This window comes from Mesorhizobium sp. URHB0026 (assembly GCF_054059755.1).
Genome location: NZ_JBSSCN010000001.1, coordinates 1,183,685 through 1,197,498, shown reverse-complemented (window position 1 = coordinate 1,197,498; position 13,814 = coordinate 1,183,685). Strand labels below are relative to the sequence as shown.

Annotated in this window: 12 protein-coding genes and 1 pseudogene; 10 read left to right on the top strand and 3 right to left on the bottom strand. The window is 62.4% G+C overall.

Features of this window, described 5'->3' with window-relative positions:
- Positions 1-278: 278 nt before the first annotated feature.
- The 10 genes and pseudogenes from ACVWWD_RS06065 (at position 279) to ACVWWD_RS06020 (ending at position 11,560) form a co-directional block, all read left to right on the top strand.
- Positions 279-1,181, top strand: coding sequence for a branched-chain amino acid ABC transporter permease (locus tag ACVWWD_RS06065; protein WP_023784250.1), 903 nt, complete (start codon positions 279-281; stop codon positions 1,179-1,181).
- A 94-nt stretch (positions 1,182-1,275) separates the two neighbouring features.
- Positions 1,276-2,781 (top strand): annotated as a pseudogene (livM, locus tag ACVWWD_RS06060) (high-affinity branched-chain amino acid ABC transporter permease LivM); the annotation flags it as partial.
- Positions 2,781-4,262 (top strand): ATP-binding cassette domain-containing protein, encoded by a 1,482-nt coding sequence (locus tag ACVWWD_RS06055; protein WP_457102955.1) that lies wholly within the window; start codon positions 2,781-2,783, stop codon positions 4,260-4,262. The pseudogene livM and the gene ACVWWD_RS06055, both read left to right, overlap by 1 nt.
- Positions 4,262-4,990 carry an ABC transporter ATP-binding protein gene (locus ACVWWD_RS06050; RefSeq protein ID WP_015315220.1) on the top strand — a complete coding sequence of 243 codons (729 nt, stop codon included), beginning with the start codon at positions 4,262-4,264 and terminating at the stop codon, positions 4,988-4,990. The genes ACVWWD_RS06055 and ACVWWD_RS06050 overlap by 1 nt, the downstream gene beginning before the upstream one ends.
- A 16-nt stretch (positions 4,991-5,006) precedes the next feature.
- On the top strand, positions 5,007-5,354 hold the full coding sequence (locus ACVWWD_RS06045) for a DUF6867 family protein (protein ID WP_023771719.1): 348 nt from the start codon (positions 5,007-5,009) through the stop codon (positions 5,352-5,354).
- A gap of 137 nt (positions 5,355-5,491) precedes the next feature.
- On the top strand, positions 5,492-6,610 hold the full coding sequence (locus tag ACVWWD_RS06040; protein ID WP_023771718.1) for a branched-chain amino acid ABC transporter substrate-binding protein: 1,119 nt from the start codon (positions 5,492-5,494) through the stop codon (positions 6,608-6,610).
- A gap of 289 nt (positions 6,611-6,899) precedes the next feature.
- On the top strand, positions 6,900-10,358 hold the full coding sequence (pyc, locus tag ACVWWD_RS06035) for a pyruvate carboxylase (RefSeq protein ID WP_352551049.1): 3,459 nt from the start codon (positions 6,900-6,902) through the stop codon (positions 10,356-10,358).
- Positions 10,359-10,515: 157 nt separating this feature from the next.
- Positions 10,516-10,776, top strand: a complete 261-nt coding sequence (locus tag ACVWWD_RS06030) for a DUF2312 domain-containing protein (protein WP_015315223.1) — start codon at positions 10,516-10,518, stop codon at positions 10,774-10,776.
- A gap of 50 nt (positions 10,777-10,826) precedes the next feature.
- Positions 10,827-11,264 (top strand): hypothetical protein, encoded by a 438-nt coding sequence (locus tag ACVWWD_RS06025; protein ID WP_352551051.1) that lies wholly within the window; start codon positions 10,827-10,829, stop codon positions 11,262-11,264.
- The gene (locus tag ACVWWD_RS06020) at positions 11,261-11,560 is read left to right on the top strand and encodes a hypothetical protein (protein ID WP_352551053.1); all 300 of its coding nucleotides are present in this window, start codon (positions 11,261-11,263) and stop codon (positions 11,558-11,560) included. Before ACVWWD_RS06025 ends, ACVWWD_RS06020 begins: the two co-directional genes overlap by 4 nt.
- Positions 11,561-11,625: 65 nt before the next feature.
- Here the strand turns inward: ACVWWD_RS06020 and msrB are convergent, their stop codons facing one another.
- From msrB to ACVWWD_RS06005, 3 genes are all read right to left on the bottom strand, one after another.
- Positions 11,626-12,030 (bottom strand): peptide-methionine (R)-S-oxide reductase MsrB, encoded by a 405-nt coding sequence (gene msrB / locus ACVWWD_RS06015; RefSeq protein ID WP_023771715.1) that lies wholly within the window; start codon positions 12,028-12,030, stop codon positions 11,626-11,628.
- 103 nt (positions 12,031-12,133) lie between these two features.
- Positions 12,134-13,324, bottom strand: a complete 1,191-nt coding sequence (locus tag ACVWWD_RS06010) for a vWA domain-containing protein (RefSeq protein WP_023784255.1) — start codon at positions 13,322-13,324, stop codon at positions 12,134-12,136.
- Positions 13,325-13,330: 6 nt separating this feature from the next.
- Positions 13,331-13,777 carry a GNAT family N-acetyltransferase gene (locus tag ACVWWD_RS06005; protein WP_023771713.1) on the bottom strand — a complete coding sequence of 149 codons (447 nt, stop codon included), beginning with the start codon at positions 13,775-13,777 and terminating at the stop codon, positions 13,331-13,333.
- Positions 13,778-13,814 lie beyond the last annotated feature (37 nt).

The window sequence follows — 13,814 nt, the reverse complement described above, 5'->3', positions numbered from 1 at the left end:
GCAACGATTCCTCTCATCACCTAATCTTGACGGTGATTTCTTCGAAAGCGAGCGCATGATGCGGCTCAATCGTCAAAGACATTGCGTTATGCCAATGATAGGGTCCGCGATAGTCCAGGGGCTGGGTGCGAAAACGGGCGATCGGGAAGACGTGACTTGCGAACACGCGGGGCGGTCAAAAAAATCACGTTGCAATCCGGGCTCGAAACTTTACGACTAGGGGAAATACGAAAAGGAATGCGTCTGCATGGGCGACATTCCAGGGGAGCCATGTACACATGCAGTACTTTGTCCAGCAGCTTATCAACGGGCTGACGCTGGGATCGATCTATGGGCTGATCGCGATCGGCTACACGATGGTCTACGGCATTATCGGCATGATCAATTTCGCCCATGGCGACATCTTCATGGTGGGCGCTTTCTCGGCGCTGATCGTCTTCCTCATCCTCGGCGCGCTGTTTTATTCGGTACCCGTGGTCATCGCGCTGCTGGTCATGATGATCGTGGCGATGCTGCTCACCAGCCTCTACAACTGGACGATCGAGAAAGTGGCCTACCGGCCGCTGCGCGGTTCGTTCCGGCTGGCGCCGCTGATCACCGCCATCGGCATGTCGATCGCGCTGTCGAACTTCGTCCAGGTGACGCAAGGCCCGCGCAACAAGCCGATCCCGCCGATGGTCAGCCAAGTCTACAACATCAACGGCGTCAGCGTGTCGCTTAAGCAGATCATCATCGTCATCGTCACCGCTTTGCTGTTGGCGCTGTTCTGGTACTTGGTCAACAAGACCTCGCTTGGCCGGGCGCAACGCGCCTGCGAGCAGGACCGCAAGATGGCCGCACTGCTGGGCATCGACGTCGACCGCACCATCTCGATCACCTTCATCATGGGCGCCGCTCTTGCCGCCGTCGCCGGCACGCTGTTCTTGATGTACTACGGCGTCATCGCCTTCTCGGACGGCTTTACCCCCGGGGTCAAGGCATTCACGGCGGCGGTTCTCGGCGGCATCGGTTCATTGCCAGGTGCGGTGCTGGGCGGCCTCCTGATCGGCTTCATCGAGAGCATGTGGTCGGCCTATTTCTCGATCGACTACAAGGACGTCGCCGCGTTCTCGATCCTGGCAATCGTGCTGATCTTCCTGCCTTCCGGCATATTGGGCCGGCCAGAAGTCGAAAAGGTCTGAGACCATGGCCGTGACCGTATCTCCAGAGCGCGACACTGTCGCCAGCCCCATGCAGCGCGCGCTGCGCGAGGGCTTCTATGCCGGCGCCATCTCGCTTGGCCTGTTCGTGCTGTTCATCGGCCTCAAGACCGACCAGAACATCTCCAACGAACTGGTCTTGGTGAAGCGCTGGGGCCTCTTGGCCGCCGTGGTGATCGCCACGGCTGTCGGGCGTTTCCTTTATGTCGCCTATGGTCAGCCCTTCATGGCCAACCAGAAGATCGCCGATGTCGCCACCGGCCTGTTGCCGGCCAGCGCGGCGTCGCGCTTCTTCCTGTTGCCGGCGTTTGTCGTGGCGATCATCGCGGTGGTGCTGCTGTTCGTGTTCAACGGCTCGCTTGCCGGATGGGTCGGAGCAGAGGCGGCCGGCTACCTGCAGTTCCTGCGCGCGCTCGCAATCATCTATGCGCTGGCCTGTGTGATCTACTATTTCCGCGGCTTCATCCACGCCAACTTCACCAAGCTCGGCATTGCCGCGCTGGTGCTCTATCCGATCCTTGTCGTCGTCGTGCTGTCGCTGATGTCGTGGTCGGTCGCCACCGGACTGCAGGGCTCGCTGAAATGGGTCGACAATTTCGGCATCCAGATCCTGATCTACGTGATGCTGGCCTGGGGGCTGAACATCGTCGTAGGCCTCGCCGGCCTGCTTGATCTCGGCTACGTCGCCTTCTACGCCGTCGGCGCCTATGCCTATGCGCTGCTTGGCACAACCTACGGCCTGTCGTTCTGGATACTGCTTCCGGCGGCTGGCGCCATGGCCGCCTTCTGGGGCGTGCTGCTCGGCTTTCCGGTGCTGCGCCTGCGCGGCGATTACCTGGCGATCGTTACCCTTGCCTTCGGTGAGATCATCCGGCTGGTGCTGATCAACTGGCGCGATGTGACCAACGGTTCGGCCGGTATCTCCGGCATTCCGAAGGTCACCTTTTTCGGCCTGATGACCTTCAACGTCTCGGACCCCAACTACATCGCCAAGGTCCTGCACCTCGCGACCTCGAGCGCCTACTACAAGATATTCCTCTATTACCTGATCCTGGCGCTTTGCATGCTCACCGCCTTCGTCACCATCAGGCTGAGGCGCATGCCCGTGGGGCGCGCCTGGGAAGCGCTGCGCGAGGACGAGATCGCCTGCCGCTCGCTCGGCATCAACACCACCACGACCAAGCTGACGGCGTTTGCCACGGGTGCCATGTTCGGCGGTTTTGCCGGGGCGTTCTTCGCCGCGCGGCAGGGTTTCGTCAGCCCGGAATCCTTCGTCTTCCTGGAATCGGCCATCATCCTGGCCATCGTCGTCCTTGGCGGCATGGGGTCGCTGGTCGGCATCGCCGTCGCCGCCATGGTGATGATCGGCGGCACCGAGGCGCTGCGCGAGCTCGACTTCCTCAAGCAGGTCTTCGGGCAAGATTTCACCCCCGAACTCTACCGCATGCTCCTGTTTGGCATGGCCATGGTCATCGTCATGCTGTGGAAGCCGCGCGGCTTTGTCGGCAGTCGTGAACCGACAGCCTTCCTCAAGGAGCGCAGGGCTGTCTCAAGCTCCTTCACCAAGGAGGGTCACGGCTGATGAATGCGAACGCACAAATGAACGACTCCATCCTGCAGGTCGATCATCTGTCGATGAAGTTCGGCGGCCTGGTCGCCATCGGCGACCTGTCCTTCACCGCCAGGCGCGGCGAAATCACCGCGCTGATCGGCCCCAACGGCGCCGGCAAGACCACCGTGTTCAATTGCATCACCGGCTTCTACAAGCCGTCGGAAGGCATGATCACGCTCAACCGGGCCGATGGCTCCAGCTACCTGCTGGAACGGCTGCCCAACCATGAGATCCCGGCGCGCGCCAAGGTGGCGCGCACCTTCCAGAACATCCGCCTGTTCTCGGGCATGACGCTGCTGGAGAACCTGCTCGTCGCCCAGCACAACAAGCTGATGAAGGCATCCGGGTATACGATCCTGGGCCTGTTCGGCTTCAGCGGCTACCGCAAGGCCTCGGCCGAATCGGTGGAGCTTGCCAAGCACTGGCTGGAAAAGGCCGATCTCGTCGATCGAGCCGACGATCCGGCCGGCGACCTGCCCTACGGCGCACAGCGGCGGCTCGAGATCGCGCGCGCCATGTGCACCGGTCCCGAGCTTCTGTGCCTCGACGAACCCGCGGCCGGTCTCAACCCGAAGGAATCGGCGGCTCTCAACGAACTGCTGATGGGGATCAAGCACACGACTGGCACCTCGATCCTCCTGATCGAGCACGACATGTCGGTGGTCATGCAGATCTCCGACCATGTCGTGGTGCTGGAATATGGCCGCAAGATCTCCGACGGCAATCCGCAGTCGGTGCGCACCGACCCGCGTGTCATCGCTGCCTATCTTGGCGTCGACGACGAGGAAGTCGAGACCGTACTTACCGAAGTCGGCGACGAGGACGTCATCGAACAGCTCGACATCGGTCCCGACTCCGCGCATGGCCCGGGGACATCATCCTCGTATCTGGCCGGGCCGGTGAGCGACACCGTCGGCCATAGCCAAGGCGAACGCGTAACCGTGTCGAAAGGCGCCTCGAAGGCAGCGCAGGTCGATGCCCGCGCCGCCAGCGTGGCAAGCAGGCCTGTCGCCCCGACACCGGCACAGGCCAAGCCCGCCGCGAAGAAAGCGGCGCCAAGGAAAACGGCCGCCAAGGCGCCCGCCGCGAAGGCCGAAGGCGTTTCGAACCGGCTCGCTGCCCCCCGTGGCGGCAAGGCCGACAATCTGACCCGCATCAAGGGCATCGGCACGGTCAACGAGAAGAAGCTCAAGGAACACGGCATCTTCCACTTCGACCAGATCGGCGCCTGGAAGAAGGCGGACGTCGAGGCGGTCGAGGCCTATCTCGCCTTTGACGGACGCATAGCGCGCGAGGAGTGGGTCAAGCAGGCTAAGCTGCTCGGCCAAGGCAAGGATACGGAATTCTCACGCCGCGTCGATGCAGGCAAGGTGGCGACCAGTCATGTTTCCGGCAAAGCCAAGGCGAGCACAGCCAAGCCCGTTCAGGGCAAGCGTGGAGGGGGCAAGTGATGGCCACGACAACGCTGCTCGATATCAAGGGCGTGGAGACCTATTACGGCAACATCCGTGCGCTGAACGGCGTCAATGTCAGCGTCAAGCAAGGTGAGATCGTGGCGCTGATCGGCGCCAACGGCGCCGGCAAGTCGACGCTGATGATGACCATCTTCGGGGCTCCACGCGCCCGCACGGGCACCATCACTTTCAACGGGACCGATATCACCCAGTTGCCGACACACGAAATCGCGCGCATGCGCATTGCCCAGTCACCCGAGGGCCGGCGCATCTTTCCGCGCATGACGGTGATGGAAAACCTGCAGATGGGCGCCAGCCTCGACAACCTCAAATATTATGGCGAGGACGTCGAGAAGGTGTTCACGCTGTTCCCTAGGCTGAAGGAGCGCATCGCCCAGCGTGGTGGTACGCTGTCGGGCGGCGAACAGCAGATGCTGTCGATCGGACGCGCACTGATGGCGCGGCCGAAACTGCTTCTGCTCGACGAGCCGTCGCTGGGTCTGGCGCCGCTGATCGTCAAGCAGATCTTCGATGCCATCCGCGAGTTGAACCGCACCCAAGGGCTGACCGTGTTCCTGGTCGAGCAGAACGCGTTCGGCGCGCTCAAGCTCGCCACGCGCGGCTATGTCATGGTCAACGGCAATGTGACGATGAGCGGCACCGGCAAGGAGCTGCTCGCCAATCCGGAAGTGCGCGCCGCCTATCTCGAAGGCGGACATCACTGAGTTCAGGAGACTTCCCATGCAAGGCATTCTCTACGAGGAACCGTCGATCTGGCAGTTCTTCTTCGTCACTTGCCTGCTCGGCGGATGGGCGGCATGGATGACCGGCAAGGCCAGTGCCCAGACATGGCGCAGCTTCATCCAGCTGTTTGCCTATCTGCTCGGGCTCGGCATCGGCATCCGCTTCATCCATCACGCGCTGTTCGACGGCACGATGTTCTCGCTGCATTACTATATCGTCGACACCGTCGTGCTGATGATACTAGGCTTCGTCGGCTATCAATACACACGAACCAACCAGATGGTCACACAGTATAATTGGCTCTACGAAAGAGCTTCAATCTTGAGCTGGAAATCGAAAGGTTGACGTTCATCATTAACGCCGCGTCAGGGATGAATCGGCGTGACAAGTGCCTGAAAATCGGCAAACTATGCTTTCTGCGATAAGGGTGGGCATCGCATGAAAGCTTCATCCACGCCCACTCCGTTAATGGGAGCGTTTAAATGAAAAAGTCACTCTTGTCCGCCGTGGCCCTGACCGCGCTAGTCGCGTTCGGCGGCAACGCGTGGGCTGATGTAATGTTCGGCGTTGCCGGCCCGATCACCGGCCCGAACGCTGCCTTCGGCGCACAGCTGCAGAAGGGCGCCGAAGCGGCCGTCGCCGATATCAATGCCAAGGGCGGCATCAATGGCGAGCAGATCAAGCTCGAAGTCGGCGACGACGTCTCTGATCCGAAGCAGGGCATCTCGGTCGCCAACAAGTTCGTCGGCGACGGCGTCAAGTTCGTGATCGGCCACTTCAACTCCGGCGTGTCGATCCCGGCCTCCGAGGTCTACGCGGAAAACAATATCGTCGAAATCACCCCGGCCGCAACCAACCCGAAGTTCACAGAGCGCGGCCTGTGGAATGTGTTCCGTACCTGCGGACGCGACGACCAGCAGGGCAGCATCGCCGGCGCCTATATCGCGGCTAACTTCAAGGATGCCAAGGTTGCCGTGATCCATGACAAGACCCCTTATGGCCAGGGCCTCGCGGACGAAACCAAGAAGGCGATGAACGCCGCGGGCGTCAAGGAAGTGATGTATGAAGGCGTCAATGTCGGCGACAAGGACTTCTCGGCGCTGATCGCCAAGATGAAGGAAGCCGGCGTCACGTTGATCTACTGGGGAGGTCTGCACACCGAAGCCGGCCTGATCATCCGTCAATCGGCGGACCAGGGCCTCAAGGCCCCGATGATGTCGGGTGACGGCATCGTGACGGACGAACTCGCCGCCATCGCGGGCGACGCCGTCGCCGGCACCCTCAACACGTTCGGCCCCGACCCGCGTCTGATCCCGGCCAATAAGGAACTCGTCGAGAAGTTCCGCGCGCAGGGTTTCGAGCCGGAAGCCTACACGCTCTACGCCTATGCCGCCGTGCAGGTGGTCGCCGAGGCGGCCGCTGCCGCCAAGACGAACGATCCGCAGGCAGTCGCCAAGGCGATGCATGAAAGCGGACCGTTCCCGACCGTTCTGGGCGATCTCGCCTATGACGCCAAGGGCGATCCGAAGCTGCCAGGCTACATCATGTACGAATGGAAGAAGAAGGACGACGGGAAGTATTCCTGGTTCCCGAAGTCGTAATTCATTCGGATACGAAACCAACGATGCCCGGCGCCTCGCGCCGGGCATTTTCTTTGATGCGCGCCGGCAGCCAGGTTGCGTCGTGGGTGAGCCTTCCTTAGCCAGGAAGATCGCATCCAGGATCGAAATTGTCGCCATTGTTCCGTCCGTACGAACTGATGCGTGCGAGTGTTGGCCGGATAATCGATCTAAATCGGTTTAAATGAGCGTCGATTTTGTTTGCACTGCAGCATTTTCCCGCTAATCATTGCCCCGATTTCCTGTTCCTTCCGCTGCTGGAGCCCAGTCCTTGGCCATCACGAAGATACTCGTCGCCAACCGGTCCGAAATCGCCATCCGCGTCTTTCGCGCGGCCAACGAGTTGGGCCTCAAAACCGTGGCGATCTGGGCCGAGGAAGACAAATACTCGCTGCACCGCTTCAAGGCCGATGAGAGCTATCAGGTCGGGCGCGGCCCGCATCTCGGCAAGGACATGGGGCCGATAGAGAGCTATCTGTCTATCGAGGAGGTGATCCGCGTCGCCAGACTTTCGGGCGCCGATGCCATCCACCCCGGCTACGGGCTGCTGTCGGAAAGTCCCGAATTCGCCGAAGCCTGCGCGCAAGCGGGCATCACCTTCATCGGCCCGAAGCCCGACACGATGCGCCGGCTGGGCAACAAGGTCGCCGCGCGCAATCTCGCCATCGAGGTCGGCGTGCCCGTGGTGCCGGCGACCGATCCGTTGCCGGACGACATGGAGGCGGTCAAGGAACTCGCCAAGACGGTCGGTTATCCGGTCATGCTGAAAGCCTCGTGGGGTGGCGGTGGCCGCGGCATGCGCGCCATCCGCTCCGAGGCCGACCTCGCCCGCGAGGTCATGGAAGGCAAGCGCGAGGCGAAGGCCGCCTTCGGCAAGGACGAGGTCTATCTCGAAAAGCTGATCGAGCGCGCCCGCCATGTCGAGGTGCAGGTGCTTGGCGACACGCACGGCAATGCAGTCCACCTGTTCGAGCGCGACTGCTCGATCCAGCGCCGCAACCAGAAGGTCGTCGAGCGCGCGCCGGCGCCCTATCTCAGCGAGAACCTGCGCCAGGAGCTTTGCGGCTACGCGCTGAAGATCGCGCGCGAGACCAGCTATATAGGCGCCGGCACGGTCGAATTCCTGCAGGACGCCGATACCGGCAAGTTCTACTTCATCGAGGTTAATCCGCGCATCCAGGTCGAGCACACCGTCACCGAAATGGTGACCGGCATCGACATCGTGAAGGCGCAGATCCACATCCTCGACGGTTTCGCCATCGGCACGCCGGAATCGGGTGTGCCGGCGCAGAGGGATATCCGGCTGAACGGCCATGCCTTGCAGTGCCGCATCACCACGGAAGATCCCGAACACAATTTCATTCCGGACTACGGCCGCATCACCGCCTATCGCGGCGCCACCGGCTTCGGCATCCGCCTCGATGGCGGCACGGCCTATTCCGGCGCGGTCATCACCCGCTTCTACGATCCGCTGCTGGAGAAGGTCACGGCCTGGGCGCCGACGCCGGCCGAGACGATCGCCCGCATGAACCGCGCTTTGCGCGAGTTCCGCATCCGCGGCGTCGCCACCAACCTCACCTTCCTCGAAGCGATCATCAATCACCCGAACTTCGCCGACAATTCCTATACGACCAGGTTCATCGACACGACGCCGGAGCTGTTCCAGCAGGTCAAGCGCCAGGACCGCGCCACCAAGCTGCTCAACTACCTGGCCGATGTTAGCGTCAACGGCCATCCCGAAACGCGCGGCCGGCCGACGCCAAAGGCCGACGCGGCGGCGCCCGTGGTGCCCTATCTCAACGGCAATGTGCCAAGCGGCAGCAAGCAGAAGCTCGACGTGCTCGGGCCGGAAAAGTTCGCCGCCTGGATGCGCGAGCAGAAGGAAGTGCTGGTCACCGACACGACGATGCGCGACGGCCACCAGTCGCTGCTGGCCACTCGCGTGCGCACGCACGACATTGCCGGCATCGCCGGCACCTATGCGCGCGCCTTGCCGCAGTTGCTGTCGCTCGAATGCTGGGGCGGCGCCACTTTCGACGTCGCCATGCGCTTCCTCACCGAGGATCCATGGGAGCGGTTGTCGCTGGTGCGGGAGGCTGCCCCCAACCTGTTGCTGCAGATGTTGCTGCGCGGCGCCAACGGCGTCGGCTACACCAATTATCCCGACAATGTCGTACAGCATTTCGTCAAGCAGGCGGCGTCGGGCGGCGTCGACTTGTTCCGCGTCTTCGACTGCCTGAACTGGGTCGAGAACATGCGCGTCGCCATGGACGCGGTCGGCGCCGAGGGCAAGCTGATCGAAGCGGCGATGTGCTATACCGGTGACATTCTCGATCCGGCGAGGGCTAAGTACGACCTGAAATATTATGTGGGCCTCGCCAGGGAATTGCAGGCCGCCGGCGCCCATGTCATCGCGGTCAAGGACATGGCCGGCCTGTTGAAGCCGAGTGCTGCCCGTGTGCTGTTCAAGGCGCTGCGCGAGGCGACCGACCTGCCGATCCATTTTCATACCCACGACACGTCGGGCCTGTCGGCGGCAACCGTGCTGGCGGCGGTGGAGAGCGGCGTCGACGCGATCGACGCGGCGATGGACGCCTTCTCCGGCAATACGTCGCAGCCTTGCCTAGGCTCGATTGTCGAAGCGCTGAAGGGCACCGAGCGCGATCCGGGCCTCGACCCGCAATGGATCCGCAAGATCTCATTCTACTGGGAAGCCGTTCGCAATCAGTACGCTGCTTTCGAGAGCGACCTGAAAGGCCCGGCTTCCGAGGTCTACCTGCACGAAATGCCGGGCGGGCAGTTCACCAATTTGAAGGAACAGGCGCGTTCGCTGGGGCTCGAGACACGCTGGCACGAAGTGGCGCAGACCTATCACGACGTCAACCTGATGTTCGGTGACATCGTCAAGGTGACGCCGTCCTCCAAGGTCGTGGGCGACATGGCGCTGATGATGGTGAGCCAGGACCTGACAGTCGCCGACGTCGAGAACCCGGGCCGCGACATCGCCTTCCCGGACTCCGTCGTTTCGATGCTGCGCGGCGATCTTGGCCAGTCCCCGGGCGGCTGGCCGCAGGCGCTGCAGAAGAAGGCGCTCAAGGGCGACAAGCCGATCACGGCGCGCCCCGGCTCATTGCTCAAGCCGGCTGACCTCGAGAAGAGCCGCAAGGAGATCGAGGACAAGCTCGAGCGCAAGCTGTCGGAATACGAGTTCGCCTCGTGGCTGATGTATCCGAAGGTGTTTTCCGACTTCGTCGCCGCGCAGGAAACATACGGCCCGGTCAGCGTTCTGCCGACGCCGACCTATTTCTACGGCATGAGATCGGAAGACGAGATCTTCGTCGATATCGAAAGGGGCAAGACCTTGGTCGTGCGCTGCCAGGCGTTCGGCGATGTCGACGACAAGGGCATGGTCACGGTGTTCTTCGAGCTCAACGGCCAGCCCCGGCGCGTGAAGGTGCCCGACCGCGCGCATGGTGCGTCGGCGGCCAAGGCGCGCCGCAAGGCGGAGCCCGGCAACGAGGCGCATGTCGGGGCGCCGATGCCGGGTGTGGTCTCCGCACTTTCGGTCGCCGCCGGCCAGGCCGTCAAGGCTGGCGACGTGCTGCTCTCCATCGAAGCGATGAAGATGGAGACGGCGTTGCACGCCGAGCGCGACGGGACGGTCGCCGAGGTGCTGGTGAAGGCCGGCGACCAGATCGATGCGAAGGATCTCCTGATCGCGTTCAACTGAGAGCTCGCAAGGAACGGGCAGGCGTCGGCTTGGCGGCAGGCCTTGGCGAGCTGTTCGATAACGGCTTGACCCGCCGGCCCCGGTCGGGCATCGAACCGCTGAAATTCGCCGCGGCACGTTCCCCGAGTCGCGGCGCGGAACCGATTTGGAGAAAAACATGGCCGACGATATCACCGAGACCAGCCAGACTGTTGCCGCCGGCCAGCTGCGTGCCTTGATCGAGCGCATTGAGCGGCTCGAGGAAGAAAAGAAGACGATTTCCGACGACATCAAGGAAGTCTTCGCCGAAGCCAAGGGTACCGGCTTCGACACCAAGGCAATCCGCACCATCATCCGTCTGCGCAAGAAGGACCAGGCCGAGCGCCAGGAGGAGGACGCCATCCTCGATCTGTACATGGCCGCCCTCGGCATGGTGTAAGACTAACCGGCCGGTGCCCGACGCGGTTGCCGGAGATAACGGTTCGAACCATGAGCGAATTCGACTTCGGCGGCCGCCGCGCCTCGGAATTCCACCATCGCGGCTTCTGGTCGCTGTTTGCCGAACGGCATCCGGAAGAAAGAGCCCGGCTAGCGCGGCGCGGGCCCTGGTTCTGGCAGCGCGGGCTGCCCGACTTCGCACTGGTGCTTTCCATGTATGTCGCGCCGGCGCAGAACCATGTCGGCGTCTTCTTCGGCCGCAACGAGAAGTTCGGCGCCACGCAAAGCTGGTCGCGGCTGGAGCCGTTCCGGCCGGCGATCGAAGACAGGCTGAAGCTTCGGCCGGAACAAAGCTGCGAAGGCCTTGGCATCAATTCGATGTGGCGCGTCAACTGCTTTGCCGAGGACAACTGGCCTGCCATGACCGACTGGCTGGTGACGGAATGCTCGCGGGTCGAGTGCGCCGTGACCGAAGTGCTGAGGCAGTGATCGCGGATTTCTTCCGCTCGCGTTGGCTTGGCGAGGTGCCGATCGACCGGCTGTTCTGGCGCGACGTGATGCTTGTCGGAACCGCGATCAATATTGCGTCGTCTGCCGCGGCGCTGATCCTGCTTGGACTGAAGATGCCGCTCGGCCTTGTCCTTGCGGTGCATTTCGCACCGGTGGCCTACAGCATCTTCCTGGCTTTGGCGGTCTGGCGCACGGCTGACAAGGCAGGTGGCGCCAAGGCTTCGCTTTTCATGCTGGGATCAGCGCTCTGGCTGATCGCCACGATCGTCGTCTGACGAAGCCGCCCTTACGAAAAAAGGGCGGCCGGAGCCGCCCTTGGCAAGCATTCATGACGCCTTGTTCAGACTGCCGGCTCGAATTTCAGCGCCACGCCATTGATGCAGTAACGCAGACCGGTCGGCGGCGGGCCGTCCTCGAAGACATGGCCGAGATGGCTGCCGCAACGGGCACAATGGCATTCGGTGCGGACCATGCCGTAGCTGCGGTCGACGGTGTTCTCGACGGAGCCCGGCACGGGATCGTTGAAGCTCGGCCAGCCGGTGCCGCTCTCGAATTTCAGCGTGGATTGGAACAAAGGCTGGTCGCAGCCGACGCAGGAAAAAGTACCGGCGCGCTTCTCGTACAGCAGGGCGCAGCTTCCCGGCCGCTCGGTGCCATGGTTGCGCATGACGGCGTATTGCTCCGGCGTCAGCCTGGCGCGCCATTCGGCGTCGGTGCGGGTGACGGGGTAGGTATGGGTGTCCATTTCATCTCCTCAGCCTTGGCGGCTCGTTCTTGGTTGCAACCGGATATTCGCGACAAGATAGGGGTTTGTTACAGACCTGCCCAGTCCCGAGCGCTTCGGACTCTCAATGTTTGCGCGACAATTGCCTGGTGGCGCCTTCCAATCCGGTCAGTGTCAGTGGGAACATGCGGCCGCCGAAGATGTCACGGATCATCGCGATCGAATGGGTAAAGCCCCAGTTCTTTTCGCTCTCGGGGTTAAGCCACACCGCGTTCGGCCATTGCCGCAGCAGCCGGCCGAGCCAGACGGCTCCGGCCTCGGGGTTCCAGTGTTCCACCGAGCCGCCGGGCTGGGCGATCTCGTATGGGCTCATCGAGGCATCGCCGACGACGATGACCTTATAGTCGGGGCCATATTTGTGGATGAGGTCGAAGGTCGAAATCGTCTCGGCATGGCGGCGACGATTGTCCTTCCACACGCCCTCGTAGAGGCAGTTGTGAAAGTAGAAATATTCGAGCTGGCGGAATTCGGCGCGAGCGGCCGAAAACAGCTCCTCGACGCTTTTGATATGGTCGTCCATCGAGCCGCCGACATCGAAGAACATCAGGAGCTTCACCGCATTGCGGCGCTCGGGCCTGGTCTTGACGTCGAGATAGCCGTGCTCGGCGGTGGCGTGGATGGTGCCGGGCAGGTCGAATTCTTCCTCCGCGCCCTCACGCACCCAGCGGCGCAAGCGCTTCAGCGCGACTTTGATGTTGCGGGTGCCGAGTTCGACGGCATCGTCGAAATTCCGGAACTCGCGCTTGTCCCAGACTTTCACCGCGCGACGGTTGCGGCTTTCGTGCTGGCCGATGCGCACGCCTTCGGGGTTGTAGCCATAGGCGCCGAAGGGGGAGGTGCCGCCGGTGCCGATCCATTTCGAACCGCCCTGGTGGCGGCCCTTCTGTTCCTCGAGCCGCTGCTTCAGCGTCTCCATCAGCCTGTCGAAACCGCCCAGCGCCACGACCAGTTTTTTCTCTTCCTCGGTCAGGTGCTTTTCGGCCAGCCGGCGCAGCCATTCCTCGGGAATATTGGCGACGTCGACCGCATCCGGTCCGCCCAGCGCCTCGACGCCCTTGAAGACATGCGCAAAGACCTGGTCGAAGCGGTCGATATGGCGCTCGTCCTTAACCAGTGCGGCGCGGGCAAGATAGTAAAAACCCTCGACGTCGTAATCGACCAGCCCGGCGTCCAGCCCCTCCAGCAGCGACAGATATTCCCTGAGCGAAACGGGAACACGGGCAGCTTTCAGCTCGAGGAAGAAGGGGATGAACATGGCCGGTTACAGCAAATCATACTCGATAAAGCCCGTCCTGCGCGCGACGTGGTCGTAGAGCTTGCGGGCGGTGGCATTGGTTTCGTGTGTCATCCAGTAGACGTTCTTCACGCCGATCTTGGCGGCCTCCTGTTTCACCGCCTCGATAAGGGCAGCGCCGATGCCTTTGCCGCGCACATCCGGATCGGCGAACAGATCCTGCAGGTAGCAGTTGTTTTTCTCCGACCAGCCGGAGCGGTGGTAGAGATAATGGGTGAGGCCGACGGCCTTGCCGCCCGATGTGGCGATAAAACCCTTCGGCTCGAACTCGCCTTCGGTGAACAATCGTTTCCAGGTGATGGCATAGACCTCTTCCGGCAGCTTGGTTTCGTAAAAGGTTAGATAATCGGTCCACAGGCGGTGCCAGTCGGCGTGGTCGGATTGCGCGAGGGGGCGGACAACGATCTCAGACATTTTATCTCCTCCGAAGGGTTCTGGCCGAAACTGACCT